The 15,702-nt window shown below is 62.2% G+C and carries 11 protein-coding genes; 3 read left to right on the top strand and 8 right to left on the bottom strand.

The annotated features are described in order from the left end of the window. Positions 1-59: 59 nt before the first annotated feature. Positions 60-2,165, bottom strand: a complete 2,106-nt coding sequence (recG, locus tag NCHU2750_RS09465; protein ID WP_119940207.1) for an ATP-dependent DNA helicase RecG — start codon at positions 2,163-2,165, stop codon at positions 60-62. Between the two features lie 90 nt (positions 2,166-2,255). Here recG and NCHU2750_RS09460 point away from each other — a divergent pair, with 90 nt between their 5' ends. Further along, positions 2,256-2,579, top strand: coding sequence for an FAD assembly factor SdhE (locus NCHU2750_RS09460; protein ID WP_119940206.1), 324 nt, complete (start codon positions 2,256-2,258; stop codon positions 2,577-2,579). Next, positions 2,576-6,106: a transcription-repair coupling factor gene (mfd, locus tag NCHU2750_RS09455; RefSeq protein WP_119940205.1), complete on the top strand. Its 3,531-nt coding sequence runs from the start codon at positions 2,576-2,578 to the stop codon at positions 6,104-6,106. The genes NCHU2750_RS09460 and mfd overlap by 4 nt, the downstream gene beginning before the upstream one ends. 216 nt (positions 6,107-6,322) lie before the next feature. Here mfd and NCHU2750_RS09450 read toward each other — a convergent pair whose 3' ends face one another. From NCHU2750_RS09450 to NCHU2750_RS09440, 3 genes are all read right to left on the bottom strand, one after another. Continuing rightward, positions 6,323-7,264, bottom strand: coding sequence for a DMT family transporter (locus NCHU2750_RS09450; protein ID WP_119940204.1), 942 nt, complete (start codon positions 7,262-7,264; stop codon positions 6,323-6,325). A 123-nt stretch (positions 7,265-7,387) separates the two neighbouring features. Beyond that, the gene (locus NCHU2750_RS09445; protein ID WP_119940203.1) at positions 7,388-8,059 is read right to left on the bottom strand and encodes a DsbA family oxidoreductase; all 672 of its coding nucleotides are present in this window, start codon (positions 8,057-8,059) and stop codon (positions 7,388-7,390) included. Positions 8,060-8,232: 173 nt separating this feature from the next. Next, complete coding sequence (locus NCHU2750_RS09440; protein WP_119940202.1) at positions 8,233-10,038, bottom strand: extracellular solute-binding protein; 1,806 nt, start codon at positions 10,036-10,038, stop codon at positions 8,233-8,235. Between the two features lie 335 nt (positions 10,039-10,373). Between NCHU2750_RS09440 and NCHU2750_RS09435 the strand changes: the two genes are divergently transcribed. Then, positions 10,374-11,021, top strand: a complete 648-nt coding sequence (locus tag NCHU2750_RS09435) for an invasion associated locus B family protein (protein WP_119940201.1) — start codon at positions 10,374-10,376, stop codon at positions 11,019-11,021. Positions 11,022-11,221: 200 nt separating this feature from the next. Here NCHU2750_RS09435 and NCHU2750_RS09430 read toward each other — a convergent pair whose 3' ends face one another. The 4 genes from NCHU2750_RS09430 to purL form a co-directional block, all read right to left on the bottom strand. Continuing rightward, positions 11,222-12,403: a multidrug effflux MFS transporter gene (locus tag NCHU2750_RS09430; protein ID WP_119943160.1), complete on the bottom strand. Its 1,182-nt coding sequence runs from the start codon at positions 12,401-12,403 to the stop codon at positions 11,222-11,224. 152 nt (positions 12,404-12,555) lie between these two features. Beyond that, the gene (gene grxD / locus NCHU2750_RS09425) at positions 12,556-12,891 is read right to left on the bottom strand and encodes a Grx4 family monothiol glutaredoxin (RefSeq protein WP_119940200.1); all 336 of its coding nucleotides are present in this window, start codon (positions 12,889-12,891) and stop codon (positions 12,556-12,558) included. 152 nt (positions 12,892-13,043) lie between these two features. Then, positions 13,044-13,280 carry a BolA/IbaG family iron-sulfur metabolism protein gene (locus tag NCHU2750_RS09420; protein WP_119943158.1) on the bottom strand — a complete coding sequence of 79 codons (237 nt, stop codon included), beginning with the start codon at positions 13,278-13,280 and terminating at the stop codon, positions 13,044-13,046. A gap of 166 nt (positions 13,281-13,446) precedes the next feature. Beyond that, positions 13,447-15,654: a phosphoribosylformylglycinamidine synthase subunit PurL gene (purL, locus tag NCHU2750_RS09415; protein ID WP_119940199.1), complete on the bottom strand. Its 2,208-nt coding sequence runs from the start codon at positions 15,652-15,654 to the stop codon at positions 13,447-13,449. Between the last annotated feature and the right edge of the window lie 48 nt (positions 15,655-15,702).

Raw genomic sequence — 15,702 nt, 5'->3', positions numbered from 1 at the left:
CGGAGACAGTCTTCGATGAGGCCGGCGGATCGCTCTGCCGGCCTTTTCCATGGACGGTTTTATCCCGCCCTGAGGAAGCGGATTGCCTCGTCGCGGCGATGGAGATAGAGGAGGACGCGGACGGCTTCGCCACGGGTGCCGGTCAGGTCCGGGTCGCGGTCGAGCAGGTATGTCGCGTCCTTGCGAGCGATTTCCAGAAGGTCGGCATGGGCGGCGAGGCTGGCGATCCGGAAACCCGGCGTACCCGACTGGCGGGTGCCGAGCAGCTCGCCTTCGCCGCGCAGTTTCAGGTCTTCTTCTGCGATCAGGAACCCATCCTCGCTGTCGCGCAGGATGGAGAGCCGCGCATGGCCGGTCTCGCTTAAAGGTCCCTTGTAGAGCAGGATGCAGGTGGAGGCTTCGTCGCCGCGCCCGACACGGCCGCGCAACTGGTGAAGCTGGGCCAGGCCGAAGCGTTCGGCATGCTCGATCACCATGATCGTCGCGTCCGGCACATCGACGCCGACTTCGACGACGGTGGTTGCGACCAGCATGCGGATCTCGCCGCTCTTGAAGGCGGCCATTACCGCGTCCTTTTCCGGACCCGCCATGCGACCATGGACGAGGCCGACATTTTTTGCGCCGAGTTCGCGGGCAAGGACGGCATGGCGCTCTTCCGCCGACATCAGTTCCGAGACGTCGGATTCTTCCACCAGCGGGCAGATCCAGTAGGCCTTCTTGCCTTCGGTGATGGCGCTCTTCAGTCTTGCGACGATGTCACCGATCCTCTCGGTCGGCACGGTGACGGTCTGGATCGGCTTGCGGCCGGCGGGTTTTTCGGTGAGCTTCGACACATCCATGTCGCCGAAGGCCGCAAGCACCAGCGTGCGCGGGATGGGGGTGGCGGTCATTACCAGCATATGCGGGGAAATGCCTTTTGCCGTGAGGCGCAGGCGTTGGTGGACGCCGAAACGGTGCTGCTCGTCGACCACAGCCATCATCAGGTTGGCGTAGCTCACCGTATCCTGAAACAGCGCATGGGTGCCGACGATGATCTGTGCTTCGCCGGATGCGATGCGTTCGACAATCGCGTCGCGCTCGCGGCCCTTGGTGCGGCCGGTCAGAAGCTCGACGGTGACGCCGGCAGCGCCTGCGAGCTTCGAGATGGTGGAGAAATGCTGGCGGGCGAGGATTTCGGTCGGCGCCATCAGCACCGCCTGGCCGCCGGCCTCGACGGCGGCTGCCATGGAAAGCAGCGCCACCAGCGTCTTGCCGGCACCGACATCGCCCTGAAGAAGGCGCAGCATGCGGTCTTCGCCGGCCATGTCCCTGGTAATGTCCCCGACGGCTGCCTTCTGGCTCGGGGTGAGGGAGAAGGGCAGGGCGTGGATGATCCTTGCCGCCAGATCGCCCTTTACCCGGATCGGCTGGCCCGGCACCTTGCGGATCTTCTGGCGCACCAGCGCCAGCGATACCTGCCCGGCCAGAAATTCGTCATAGGCAAGCCGGCGCCGCGCAGGCGCATTGGGATCGATATCCTTTTCATCTTCCGGATGATGCAGGTCGCGGAAGGCATCGCTGACCGACGGGAAATTCTGCTTCTCAGTCAGCGCAGCATCGGCCCATTCGGGGAAATCCGGAAGTCGTTCGACGGCGCCCTCGATGACCTTCCTGAGCGTCTTCGGCGACAGGCCGGCGGTGAGCGGATAGACCGGCTCGACCAGGGCGAGGTTCTGCGCCTCCGAGACCTTCACCATGAAATCCGGATGCACCATGGAGGCGCGGCCGTTGAACCAGTCGACCTTGCCGCTGACCATGACCTGTTCGTCTATCGGCAGCGATTTTGCCAGCCAGTCGCCCTTGGCGCGGAAGAAGGTGAGCGCAAGTTCGCCGGTCTCGTCGTGAAGAAAGACGCGATAGGGCTGGTTGGTGCCGCGTGCCGGCGGCTGGTGGCGGTCGACACGTCCCTCGATGGTGACAATCGTGCCCTGCGGTGCCAGCGCAATGCCCGGCCGGTTGCGGCGGTCGATCAGCGAGAAGGGCGCATGGAAGAGAAGATCGACGACGCGGCAATCCTCGGCATCCTCGCGGCCCGTCACTTTGGCGATCAGGTCGGCGATCTTCGGCCCGACACCGGGCAGCGACGAGGCGGAAGCGAAGAGGGGATCGAGTATGGCTGGGCGCATGGCCGGTTAAATGGGGCAAGTTTTGGCCATTTGGCAAGGTGACGGGCGCGCATTTTGATCCTATATGAACCGCAAAACAGGGATTTGCACATGACCGGATTGGCACGCACCAGCGCGGATCTAGACCCGCGCCGCCGTCGTATTCTCTACCGCTGCTGGCATCGCGGCATTCGCGAGATGGACCTCGTGTTCGGCTCGTTTGCGGAGGCGGAGATTGCCAGGCTTTCGGATGAGGAACTCGACGAGTTCGAACAGATCATGGCCGAGGACGACCATGACCTGCATTCCTGGATCACCGGTGCGAGTCCCTTGCCGGAAGATCGCAATACGCCGCTGTTTGCGCGCGTGGCCGCCTACAAGCCGGATTTCGATCCTGTCACGAAAGAGTCGTTGAAAGAGAAACTCGGCCAATGATTTCCGGTTTTGACGCGAAGAAGATCGCTAGCGCCTCCACGCCGCTGACGATCGGCAATGTGCCGGCCGGCATGGAGCCGATGGTGCTGGCCGAACTGGCACGTTCCGGCCAGTCGGTGGCTTACGTGCTTTCCGATGGCCAGCGCATGCCGGATCTGGAGCAGATGCTCTCCTTCGTGGCGCCCGAAATCCCGGTACTCTCCCTGCCTGCCTGGGACTGCCTGCCCTATGACCGCGTGTCGCCGAGCGCGGATGTCTCCGCGCGGCGACTGTCGGCGCTGTCGGGCCTGATTGCGCATGCGAAGAAGCCGCATCCGGCGATCGTGCTCGTCACCGTCAACGCGATGCTGCAGAAGATCGCGCCGGCGGAGATCATCGATAGCCTCGCGTTTTCGGCAAAGCCCGGCAACCAGATCCGCATGGACGATATTGCCGCACGGCTGGAGCGCAACGGTTTCGACCGCGTCTCGACCGTGCGCGAAGTCGGCGAATTCGCGGTGCGCGGCGGCATTCTCGACGTCTTCGTTCCGGGTACGGAAGAGCCGGTGCGGCTCGATTTCTTCGGCGATACGCTGGAAAGCATCCGGAGTTTCGATCCGGCCAGTCAGCGGACGACAGGGCAGGCGCGTTCGCTCGATTTGAACCCGATGAGCGAAGTGACGCTGACGCCGGACACGATCAGCCGGTTCCGCAAGAATTACCTGTCGCTGTTCGGCGCTGCCACACGCGACGACGCGCTCTATCAGGCCGTCTCCGAAGGCCGGCGCTATGCCGGCATGGAACACTGGCTGCCGCTGTTCTACGACAGGCTCGAAACCGCCTTCGACTATCTTGCCGGCTTCCGCATCGTCACCGACCACACGGCGCGCGAGGCGGCAGCCGAACGCTCCAAGCTGGTCATCGACTATTTCGAGGCGCGCCGCGATCAGGGAAGCCAGGGCAAGGGCGCTGCGGCGCATTCGACGCCCTACAAGCCGGTATCTCCCGGCCAGCTTTATCTTGACGGCAAGGCGTTCGCTGCGGCGCTGGACGAGGCGGCGGCGCTTCGGCTGACGCCGTTCAACGAGATGGATGCGTCCGGTCGCCCGGTGGTGACACTCGATGCGCATACCGGTCCGCGCTGGGCGAAGAGCCAGGCGGAAGCGAGTTCCGAGACGCAGGACCGGGATGCCGGCGAGCAAGGACGCGTCAATGTTTTCGACCTCGTCGTCAAGCATATCGCCGATAGACGGGCCGAAGGCACCAAGGTTCTCGTTACCGGCTGGTCGGCCGGTTCACTCGACCGGCTTCTGCAGGTGCTGGACGAGCGCGGGCTGAAGCGGATCAAGCCGATCGAAAAGCTTGCCGATCTTGACAAGCTGGACAAGGGCGAAGCGGCTTCGGCCGTGATGAGCCTCGAATCCGGTTTCGAGACCGGCAATATCGCCGTCATCGGCGAGCAGGATATTCTGGGCGACCGCATGGTTCGTCGCGGCAAGCGGCGCAAGCGCGGAGCGGATTTCCTGACCGAAGTCGCGGGTCTCGACGAAGGTTCGCTCGTCGTCCATGCCGAACACGGCATCGGCAAATTCGTCGGCCTGATCACCATCGAGGCTGCCGGTGCGCCGCGCGCCTGTCTTGAACTGCATTATGCCGACCAGGCAAAGCTTTTCCTGCCGGTCGAAAACATCGATCTTCTGTCGCGTTACGGTTCGGATGCGGCGGAAGCCAATCTCGACCGTCTCGGCGGCGGCGCATGGCAGGCGCGCAAGGCGAAGCTGAAGAAGCGCCTGCTCGACATGGCGGGCGACCTGATCCGCATTGCTGCCACCCGCATGGTGCGCAAGGCACCGGTTCTGGCCACGCCCGAAGGCCTCTACGACGAATTCGCCGCCCGTTTCCCCTATGACGAGACGGAAGACCAGGAAAACGCAATCGAATCGGTGCGCGAAGATCTAGCAGCCGGCCGTCCGATGGATCGCCTCGTCTGCGGCGATGTCGGCTTCGGCAAGACGGAAGTGGCACTGCGCGCCGCCTTCTTTGCGGCGATGAACGGGGCGCAGGTGGCTGTCGTGGTGCCGACCACGCTTCTCGCCCGCCAGCATTTCAAGACGTTTTCCGAGCGTTTTCGCGGGTTGCCGATCAAGATTGCGCAGGCGTCGCGCCTCGTCTCCGCCAAGGAACTGGCGCAGACGAAGAAGGATCTGTCCGAAGGCAAGGTCGATATTGTCGTCGGCACGCATGCGCTGCTCGGTACAGGCATCCAGTTCGCCAATCTGTCGCTTCTCATCATCGACGAGGAGCAGCATTTCGGCGTCAAGCACAAGGAGCGGCTGAAGGACCTCAAGACCGACGTCCACGTGCTGACGCTGTCGGCCACGCCGATCCCGCGGACGCTGCAGCTTGCCATGACCGGTGTGCGCGAACTGTCGCTGATCACCACGCCGCCGGTCGACCGCATGGCGGTCCGCACCTTCATCTCGCCCTTCGATCCGCTGGTCATCCGCGAGACGCTGATGCGCGAACATTATCGTGGCGGCCAGAGCTTTTATGTCTGCCCGAGGCTGGCGGACCTGGCCGATATCCAGGCCTTCCTGCAGTCCGACGTGCCGGAACTGAAGGTGGCGGTCGCCCATGGGCAGATGGCGGCGGGCGAGCTGGAAGACATCATGAATGCCTTCTATGACGGCAAGTATGACGTGCTTCTGTCGACCACGATCGTGGAATCCGGCCTCGATGTGCCGACCGCCAATACCCTCATTGTCCATCGCGCAGACATGTTCGGTCTCGCCCAGCTCTACCAGCTGCGCGGCCGCGTCGGCCGCTCGAAGGTGAGGGCATTTGCGCTGTTCACGCTGCCGGTCAACAAGACGCTGACGCAGATGGCGGATCGTCGCCTCAAGGTTCTCCAGTCGCTCGATACGCTCGGCGCCGGCTTCCAGCTGGCGAGCCACGACCTCGATATCCGCGGTGCGGGCAATCTCTTGGGCGAGGAGCAGTCCGGCCATATCAAGGAAGTCGGTTTCGAGCTTTACCAGCAGATGCTCGAAGAGGCCGTCGCCGAGGTGAAGGGCGAGGACGAGGTGATCGATACCGGCTGGTCGCCGCAGATCTCCGTCGGCATCACCACGATGATCCCGGAAAACTACGTGCCGGATCTGCATCTGCGCATGGGGCTCTATCGCCGTCTCGGCGAGATCGAGGAATTGTCGGAAATCGATGGTTTCGGTGCGGAAATGGTCGACCGATTCGGGCCGATGCCGCCGGAAGTGCAGAACCTGCTCAAGGTCGTCTATATCAAGTCGCTTTGCCGCAAGGCGAATGTCGAGAAGGTCGATGCCGGTCCGAAGGGCGTCGTCATCGCCTTCCGCGACAAGCAGTTCCCCAATCCGGCCAATCTTGTCGGCTATATCGCCAAGCAGGGCTCGCTGGCCAAGATCAGGCCGGACCAGAGCATTTTCCTCAACCGCGACCTGCCGACACCGACCAAGCGGCTCACCGCTGCGGCGCAGATCATGACGCAGTTTGCGGAACTGGCGAAGGGCTGAAAACGCATGGCCGTTATCCTCGGGCCTGTCCCGAGGATGTGCTCAGGTGGCGGTTTGTCGGAATGCGCGGTGAGCGTTTCGGCTGACGCGAAAATGGTGCCGCTTATGCTGCATCAGTGGCGTTCCCGCTGACGTTGCAACTCTCTTCGTTGTGGTCATATCCTTGGGACAACGAGCCCGAGGATGACGGTCGTTCAGGGAGATTGCCCGAACTCTTCAGTCTTTCTTCTCGCCGCCGTCCGGGGCGATCATTGCGGCCGCCTGGGCGTTTGGCGCCACGGCGGGCGGCAGCGGGGTGCCGCGGGCCTTTTCGCGCATCAGGGTCAGCAGGCCGGAGCCGACGATCAGGATGATGCCGATCAGCATCGGCAGGTCGATATGGTCGCCGAAGACGAGATAGCCGAACAGAACCGCCCAGAGCATCTGGCTGTATTGCGTCGGGCCGATCAGCGTTGCCGGGGCATGGGTCGCCGCATACATGAGCAGGATGGCGGCGAGCGCAGCGAGTAGGCCGTAGCCTGCGAGATAGGTCCACTGGATGGCGCTCGGGATCTGGAAGCCGGGAATGGAGATCGCGCCGCAGACGAGGATCGTGCCGAGAACGCCTGCGCCATAGAGCGAGATGTTCTTTTCCGACGGGCCCATGGCGCGGAAGACGACGATCGAGATCGCGCCGCTCAAGCCGCCGAAGACGGCGCCGAGATGGCCGATCGACAATTCACGAAAACCGGGGCGCAGGACGACGAGAACGCCGGCAAAGCCGATGACGACGGCGGCCCAGCGCTTCACCCCGACCTTCTCCTTCAAGAAGACCACCGACATGATGGTGACGAAGGAGGGAAGAAGGAAGATCAGCGCAAAGGCCTCGGCCATCGACAGATGGGTGAAGGCCGTTACGCTGCCGATCGTGCCGCCCGCCTGGGCGATGAAGCGCAGGAGCCAGAGGGGCCGGTTGGTGGTGTTGAGAATATCGGCCCAGCGATCGCCCTTCTTCATGATGAAGGGCAGGCCGGCGAGGCAGAAGACCGCACCGAGGAAGGAGGACTGGTAGGGGCTCAGATGTCCTTCGATCATCTTGACGCTGGCGTCGCTCCACGCATAGGCGGCGAATGCCGCAAAGGCGAGGAGGACACCCTTGAGGGTGTGGTCTTTTTGCACTGGGGTGGCCTTTGGTCAGCGAGAGCAGTCCCGGCAAAAACGGGGTGCGGCTTCATGTCCGGAACTGCGGAAAGTCAGGTAGATAGACCAAATCCGGCGATTCGAGGAAACGCCGAATTTACGCTAGATCATGCTCTTGCGGGCTTCGGTCTTGAGTTTGGCGATATCGCGGAAGGCACCGGCGAGGACATCCGGCGTCTGGGCACCGCTGACTGCATATTGCCCGTCGATGATGAAGAATGGAACGCCGTTGACGCCCATCTTCTGGGCGGCATCGATTTCGCCGAGCACCATGTCCTTGTCGGCATCCGACTTCAGCAGGTTTTCTACCACCTTGCGGTCCATGCCGGCAGCTTCTGCGATATCGGCCAGAACGGCGTGATCGCCGACATTTCGGCCTTCCTCGAAATTGGCCCGGAAAAGACCGGTCACGACGAGATCCTGTATCTCGCGGCTCTCAAGCATGGCCCAGTGGATGAGCCGGTGCGCATCGAGCGTATTGGGGCCGATCTTGATGGCCTCGAAGTCAAAGCGGATTCCGACTTCGGCGCCGAGCTTCGTCAGCGTTTCGCGACTGCGGGCAACGGCTTCTGCGCCACCGAGCTTTTCCTCCAGATAGGCCTTCTGGTCGACGCCTTCCGGCGGAATGTCGGGGTTCAGCCGGTAGGGGCGCCAATTGACGTCAATGCCGACCTCATCCTGAACTTCGGCAATGGCGAGTTCGAGCCGTGCCTTGCCGACATAGCACCAGGGGCAGACAACGTCCGAAACGAGGTCGATGGTGACGCGCTCCATGGCGGTATCCTTCCTGTTTTGATGACAAAGGCCTGTTTGATCACACGGGCCTGTCTTGATGACACGGGGTGTCGAGAATATGTCCGCATTCTGTCGACATGCGAAACTGTTCCGGGGTTCTGTTCTAGGCAACTGCGGAGGCAAGACCGGTTCCCGGTTCTGCCGGAATTGCCTTACTGCGCTCGCTTGTCCCACCAGGCTTCGAGCTGGTAGCCATAGAGCGGCAAGGTTTCGGGATAGCCTATATAGCTGCGTCGCGCCACCCACTGATCGGGCACATGGTAGAGCGGGACCAGATAGTGGCCGGAAAGCAGCAGCCGGTCATAGGCGCGGATAGAGGCCTGAAAATCCTCTTCGGAACGGGCGGTCAGCATGGTCTCGATCATATGATCGATGTCGGGGCTGGCCGTGCCGGCAAAATTGAAGCTGCCTTCGCGGTCGCGCGAGGCCGAGCCCCATCTGCCAAGCTGCTCGGTGCCCGGGGAGAGCGACGAGGTATAGGCTTTTACGATCATGTCGTAGTCGAATGTCGCGGTCCGCGACTGGTATTGCGAATCATCGACGGTGCGGATCGCCATCTCCACGCCGATCAGGCGCAGGCTGCGCTGGTAGGTGATGGCGAGCTTTTCCTGGTCGGTCGTCTGGGTCATCACCTCGAAGGCGAGCTGGCGGCCGGTCTTGTCGACCATCTTGCCGCCGACGATGTGATAGCCGCCCTTGGCCAGGAGATCGACGGCCCTTTTCAGGATTGTGCGATCGGCGCCCGAGCCATCGGTCTTCGGCAGCCGGTAGGTGCCGTCGAGAATATCGGGATCGATATCTGCCACGGCGGGGCCGAGTAATTGCTTCTCCCGCTCGTCGGCGGGCCTGCCGAGCGAGGTGAGATCGGAATTCTGCCAGTAGCTTTCGGTGCGCGTATAGGCGTTTTCGAACAGGTTCCTGTTGGCCCATTCGAAATCGAAGGCGAGCGCGAGGCCGGCGCGGACGTTGACGTCGGAAAAGATCGGCCGGCGCGTGTTGAAGACGAAGCCGAGCATGCCGGTCGGCAGCTTCGGCTTGAAATCGTCCTGCACCACTTCGCCGTTGCGGGCGGCGGGGAAATCATAGGCGCGCGTCCAGTGGGTGGGGCTGCCATCGAGATAGATGTCGAGATCGCCCTTTTTAAAGGCCTCGAACATGGTGCTTTCCTGGAGGAAATATTCGATCGAGATCTGATCGTAATTGTCGAAGCCGATCTTGGACGGGATGTCCTTGCCCCAATAATCCGGGTTGCGCTCATATACGATGCGCTCGCCGGGAGAGACGGACTTGATGCGGTACGGGCCGGAGCCGATTGGCGGTTTCAGGGTCGACTGGTCGAATGTGGCGGGATCGATCGCGTGCTTGGGCAGGATCGGCGTCGAACTCGCCAGGATGAGCGGAAATTCCCGGTCGGCCTTGTTGTTGAAGGTGAAGCGGACGCTGCGATCGCCGATCTTTTCCATCTTGGCGATCGCATCGAGGCGGGACGAGAAGGGAATGCGGCCCTTGTCCTTTAAAAGCTGGAAGGTGAAGATCACGTCATCGGCGGTGATCGGCTCGCCATCCGACCAGCGGGCCTTCGGATTGAGGTTGAACTGGATGAAGCTTCGCTGATCGTCCATCTCGACGCTCTCGGCCAGAAGACCGTAAAGCGTGAAGGGCTCGTTGGCGGAGCGCGTCATCAGCGGTTCGTAGACGAGATTGCCGAGAACCGTGTCCCACAGGCCGCGGGCGGTGGTGCGCATGCTCTTCAGGATGAATGGATTGAGGCTGTCGAAGGTGCCGACGACGCCATAGCGAATGGAGCCGCCTTTTTTTACCTGAGGATTGACGTAGTCGAAATGACTGAAGCCCGCGGCAAGGTCCGGCGTGCCATGCATGGCGATGCCGTCAAGCTGTTGGGCCTGAGACGGCAGCGGTGCTGCGAATGCGATCAGTAATATAAGAAAACGCCACATAAGAGCCCCGACAGATACCAACGATTCTTCGCAAAATAGACCAGACCGCGCCGGCGACCAACCTTGGATGCAGTGCAGCAGGGTTTGCCGGAATCCGCGGCGATTTTACGGTCGATGCTTGCAGTTATCCGGTAAAACGGCCGTGTTGATGGTCCTGCGGCGTTCGAATGTTGAAAAACGGGGCTGGATATCGGAGCCACCGCGATGTAACAGAGGCTCCAGAGATGGGGTCATTCAAAAGCCTCATTTAAACCTCAGGTGACACATCAAACCGGACACCAGAGGCATCGCCATTATCGCCCGCGTCCGAGCGTTTTCAGGAGACGGATCTCGTTATGAATCTCAAGGCTACCAACGTCCTGCGGACTGCCATGTCCGCTCTGGCTCTTACCGTCGGCGCGGCTGCGATGCCGCTCGCGGCATCTGCACAGCAGGCGGCAGCTCCCGCTGCTCCGGGCGCTCCGCCGCTCGGCTGGTTCAAGACCTGCACGAAGCAGGAAGACAGCGATCTCTGCGTCGTGCAGAACGTCATCCTGGCTCAGAACGGCCAGTTGATCACCGCTGTCGGCCTGATCACGCTCGACGGCAAGATCAACCGCAAGATCCTGCAGGTTTCGGTTCCGACCGCTCGCCTCGTTCCTCCGGGCATCGTCATGCAGATCGACGGCGGCAAGGGCATGAAGCTCGACTACACCGTCTGCCTGCCCGACAAGTGCACGGCCGAAGTTCCGCTTACCGACCCGATGATCGCAAGCCTGAAGAAGGGCAACGAAGTGGTCTTCACGTCGATGAACTTCCGTCGCGCGCCGAACCCGATCAAGGTTGCGCTGACCGGATTCACCGGCGCCTTCGACGGCCCGGCAATCACCCAGTCGCAGCTTGCCGAAAGCCAGCGTACGCTGGAAGAAGGCATGCAGAAGAAGGCTGAGGAAGCCCGCAAGAAGCTGGAAGACGCCCAGGCGGCTGCCAAGCAGGGCCAGTAAAGATTTTAAGCCTGACAGGCTGTCTGTTGTTTCAAGAAAGGGCGCACCTCGTGGGTGCGCCCTTTCTGTTTGTGCGGATGCAGGCCGCATGGCCAAAAACATCGCTGAAAGAAAAGGCCGCGACGCTGGTTAACGTCGCGCCCTTTTCATTGAAGGCTGTTGGTCGGCAATCCGCCTGGAGGCGGCGAGGATCGACGACGTCAGATCTTCTTGTTGTGCGGCTGGAAGAGCTTGCCCTTTTCGCCGATCAGCACGAAGACGAGGCCGACGACCGAGACCGAGAAGAAGCCCGCGATCATCGGCAGCGCCGTGCCGTTGAAGGACTGGCCGATCATGGCGCCGATGGCTGCACCACCGACGGTTCCGAGAAAGCCGAGGACCGAAGACGCCGTGCCGGCGACATGGCCGAGCGGCTCCATGGCCAGCGAGTTGAAGTTCGAGGCGATCCAGCCGAACTGGAACATGGTGAGCGAGAAAAACGCCAGGAAGAGCACCAGCGGCATCGGGTGTGGCGACAGGAGCTGCACCAGAAGCCAGCAGAAGGTGACTGTCATGAAGCCGAGAAGTGCGCCGTGGGAGAGGCGACGCATACCGAAACGGCCGACGAGGCGTGAATTGACGAACGCCGAAAGCGACATGAAAAGTGCGACGCAGGCAAAGGCGAGGGGGAACGCCGCTCCGAGCTGGTAGACACCGACATAGACCTGCTGGGCAGAGTTGACGAAGCCGAACAGCGCACCAAGGATGAAGGTGCTGGCGAGCGTGTAACAGAGCGCCACACGGTTTGTCAGAACGATGACGAAGCCGGCGAGTACCGATGAGGCGGTGAAAGGCCGGATGTCTTCAGATGCCAGTGTTTCCGGCAGTCGGCGGGCGATCCACCACATGACGACCGCGCCGACGACGGCGATGAAGGCGAAGATCAGGTGCCAGTTGCCGAAGAAAAGCACCATCTGCCCGGTGCCCGGCGCAATCACCGGCACGATCATGAAGACCATCATGATCAGCGACATGACTTCGGCCATGGCGCGGCCGCCATAGACGTCGCGGACGATCGAAACGGAAATGACGCGCGTCGCGGCGGAGCCGAGGCCCTGGGTGAAGCGCAGAATAAGCAGCCCGGCAAAGCTCGGAACGAAGACGACGGCGATGGCCGAAATGATGTAGATGGCAAGGCCGATCATGAGTGGCTTGCGGCGGCCGAATCGGTCCGACAAGGGGCCGTAGACGAGCTGGGCGAAGCCGAAACCGAAGAGATAGGTGGAGACGACATATTGCCGGTGATTCGGATTGTCGACCCCGAGCGCTTCGCCGATCTGCTGAAGGGCAGGGAGCATGATGTCGATGGCGAGTGCATTACACGCCATCAGGGCCGCCATCATGCCGATGAATTCGGTCTTGCTGACGCCGTTAAGACGAGCCGGCGCCGGTTGAGGGGGATTGGTCACAGCGATTTCCTAAACAATGGGAAAGGCGCCGCAGGGGGGCGGCGCCTTCGAACGATGCAATGCAATATAAGCCGCTTCGGGCGGGATCAGGCGGCGCCGCGTACGCTCACGCCCTGACCTTCGAAATGGCTCTGCAACTCGCCCGACTGGAACATCTCGCGGACGATGTCGCAACCGCCGACGAATTCGCCCTTGACGTAGAGCTGCGGGATGGTCGGCCAGTTGGAGTAATCCTTGATGCCCTGGCGGATTTCCGCGTCGGCAAGGACGTTGATGCCCTTATAGTCGACACCGAGGTAATCCAGGATCTGAACGACCTGGCCGGAGAAGCCACACTGGGGAAACTGGGGCGTGCCCTTCATAAAAAGCACGACGTCGTTGGTCTTGATTTCGTTGCCGATGAAATCGTTAATACCGCTCATAATCTCTATCCTTTCACATGCGGTTTCAAGGACCGCTGCGCTGCGTTGTCTTTAAATAGCAAGGCAGGCTTATTAATTCCAGCGCTATCGCACCGTCACAAGCGGCTTCGGCAGGGAGAGGGCCGGGCCGATCCGCAGTGGCGAATGGGTGCTCAGTCGGCGGGTGCGGATGTCTGCAGGGCGAGCGCGTGCAGGACGCCGCCCATATTGCCCTTCAGCGCCTCGTAGACCATCTGGTGCTGCTGGACCCGACTCTTGCCGCGGAACTGCTCCGCCACGACTTCGGCGGCGTAATGATCTCCGTCGCCGGCGAGGTCGCGTATGGTGACCTTGGCACCGGGAAGTCCCGCCTTGATCATGTCTTCGATTTCGCCGGGTCGCATGGGCATGCAGTTTTCGTCCTTCTTTCTGGTCCGGAATCGCATCCGGGCACGTGTTCAACCGAACAGTGCCTCAAACCGGACGTGCGGTCAAAGCGACAATGCCGGCGAAGATTACTCTTCGCCGGCATTGTCCTCAATTCAATACTGTCAGCTTCGTGCTGTCTGCGGGCGATCACGCCATGAAGGCGGGGAACCAGCCTTCATGGGCGGTCTTGAGCTCGGCGACCGAAACCTTGACGATACCGTCGATGGCGAGGCTGTCGCCGCCGACCTTGCCGAGCGTGCGGAAGGGCACGCCGGCGCTTTCGGCGCTGGCGGTAACGAAGTCGGCGAGATCGGCCGGAACGGCGATGACGTAGCGGGCCTGGTCTTCACCGAAGAGCAGAGCGTGGGCCGGACCCTGCTGGTCGGCCAGGCTGACATCGAGGCCCTTGCCAGAGGACATCGCCATTTCGGCGAGGGCCACACCCAGGCCGCCGGACGAAATGTCGTGGCAGGCGGTGACCTGCGCATTGCGGATGACGGCGCGGACGAATTCGCCATTGCGGCGCTCGGCAACGAGATCGACCGTCGGCGCCGGGCCATCGGTGGAATCAAGCACGTCACGCAGGTAGACGGAGGAGCCGAGATGGCTGCCATCGATGCCGATCATGATCAGCACGTCACCATCCTTGGCCGAGCCGATGCGGGCCATCTTCTGCCAATCACCGAGCAGGCCGACGCCGGCAATGGTGGGGGTCGGCAGGATGGCGATGCCGTTGGTCTCGTTGTAGAGCGAGACGTTGCCGGAGACGATCGGGAAGTCGAGCGCGGTGCAGGCCTCGCCGATACCCTTGATGGCGCCGACGAGCTGGCCCATGATTTCCGGCTTTTCCGGATTGCCGAAATTGAGGTTGTCGGTGGCAGCCAGCGGTTCCGCGCCGGTCGCAACGATGTTGCGCCAGCACTCGGCAACCGCCTGCTTGCCGCCTTCATACGGGTCGGCCTCGACGTAACGCGGGGTGACGTCGGAGGAGAAGGCGAGCGCCTTCGACGCATGGCCTTCGACGCGCACGACGCCGGCATCGCCGCCAGGCAGCTGCAGGGAATTGCCCTGGATCAGCGTGTCATACTGTTCCCAGACCCAGCGGCGGCTGGACTGGTTCGGCGAAGCGACGAGCTTGAGCAGGGCTTCGTTGTAATCGGCGGGCTCGGCGACTTCGTTTGCCGGCAGCGGCGCGCGGCCGTTGTGCTGGATCCACGGACGGTCATATTCGGGAGCCTGGTCGCCGAGATCCTTGATCGGCAGATCGGCGACTTCCTCGCCCTGGTGCAGGACGCGGAAGCGCAGGTCGTCGGTGGTCTTGCCGACGATGGCGAAATCGAGACCCCACTTGACGAAGATTGCCTTGGCGACTTCTTCCTTGGAGGGTTCGAGAACCATGAGCATACGCTCCTGGCTTTCCGACAGCATCATTTCGTAGGCCGTCATCTGCTCTTCGCGGACAGGCACCTTGTCGAGATAAAGCTCGATGCCGAGGTCGCCCTTGGCGCCCATTTCGACGGCCGAGCAGGTGAGGCCGGCGGCGCCCATGTCCTGGATGGCGATGACGGCGCCGGTCTTCATCAGTTCGAGGCAGGCTTCGAGCAGGCATTTTTCGGTGAAGGGGTCGCCGACCTGAACGGTCGGGCGCTTTTCCTCGATCGACTCGTCGAATTCTGCCGATGCCATGGTTGCGCCGCCTACGCCATCACGTCCGGTCTTAGCGCCGAGATAGACGACCGGAAGGCCGACGCCCTTGGCCTCCGACAGGAAGATACCGTCCGACTTGGCAAGGCCGGCTGCAAAGGCGTTGACGAGGATATTGCCGTTGTAGCGGGCGTCGAACTCGACTTCGCCACCGACAGTCGGGACGCCGAAGGAGTTGCCGTAGCCGCCGACGCCGGCCACGACGCCGGAGACGAGATGCTTGGTCTTGGCGTGATCCGGCGCGCCGAAGCGCAGCGCGTTCATCGCCGCGATCGGGCGCGCGCCCATGGTGAAGACGTCGCGCAGAATGCCGCCAACGCCGGTCGCAGCTCCCTGATAGGGCTCGATATAGGACGGGTGGTTGTGGCTCTCCATCTTGAAGACGACGACGTCGCCATCATCGATATCGACGACACCGGCATTTTCGCCCGGTCCTTGGATGACGCGGCGGCCCTTGGTCGGCAGCGTACGCAGCCATTTCTTGGAGGACTTGTAGGAGCAGTGCTCGTTCCACATGGCGGAGAAGATGCCAAGCTCGGTAAAGCTCGGCTCGCGTCCGATCAGATCGAGGATACGCTGGTACTCGTCCGGCTTGAGGCCGTGCGAAGCGATAAGTTCCGGGGTGATCTGGCGGGAATTGGAGATCGTCATCTTTTATCCTGGGATGGCTGCCGGTCGGGGCTTTTGCGCCTCTTTAGC

Source organism: Neorhizobium sp. NCHU2750, assembly GCF_003597675.1.
Classification (GTDB): Bacteria; Pseudomonadota; Alphaproteobacteria; order Rhizobiales; family Rhizobiaceae; genus Neorhizobium.
Note: the sequence above shows the minus strand (reverse complement) of the source record. Positions and strands in the feature narration are given on the sequence as shown.

What these genes read in the sequence shown, in the direction of transcription:
- recG (WP_119940207.1), bottom strand. Translation starts at nt 2,165, where the DNA reads ATGCGCCCAGCCATACTCGATCCCCTCTTCGCTTCCGCCTCGTCGCTG.
- NCHU2750_RS09460 (WP_119940206.1), top strand. Translation starts at nt 2,256, where the DNA reads ATGACCGGATTGGCACGCACCAGCGCGGATCTAGACCCGCGCCGCCGT.
- mfd (WP_119940205.1), top strand. Translation starts at nt 2,576, where the DNA reads ATGATTTCCGGTTTTGACGCGAAGAAGATCGCTAGCGCCTCCACGCCG.
- NCHU2750_RS09445 (WP_119940203.1), bottom strand. Translation starts at nt 8,059, where the DNA reads ATGGAGCGCGTCACCATCGACCTCGTTTCGGACGTTGTCTGCCCCTGG.
- NCHU2750_RS09440 (WP_119940202.1), bottom strand. Translation starts at nt 10,038, where the DNA reads ATGTGGCGTTTTCTTATATTACTGATCGCATTCGCAGCACCGCTGCCG.
- NCHU2750_RS09435 (WP_119940201.1), top strand. Translation starts at nt 10,374, where the DNA reads ATGAATCTCAAGGCTACCAACGTCCTGCGGACTGCCATGTCCGCTCTG.
- NCHU2750_RS09430 (WP_119943160.1), bottom strand. Translation starts at nt 12,403, where the DNA reads ATGATGGCGGCCCTGATGGCGTGTAATGCACTCGCCATCGACATCATG.
- grxD (WP_119940200.1), bottom strand. Translation starts at nt 12,891, where the DNA reads ATGAGCGGTATTAACGATTTCATCGGCAACGAAATCAAGACCAACGAC.
- NCHU2750_RS09420 (WP_119943158.1), bottom strand. Translation starts at nt 13,280, where the DNA reads ATGCCCATGCGACCCGGCGAAATCGAAGACATGATCAAGGCGGGACTT.
- purL (WP_119940199.1), bottom strand. Translation starts at nt 15,654, where the DNA reads ATGACGATCTCCAATTCCCGCCAGATCACCCCGGAACTTATCGCTTCG.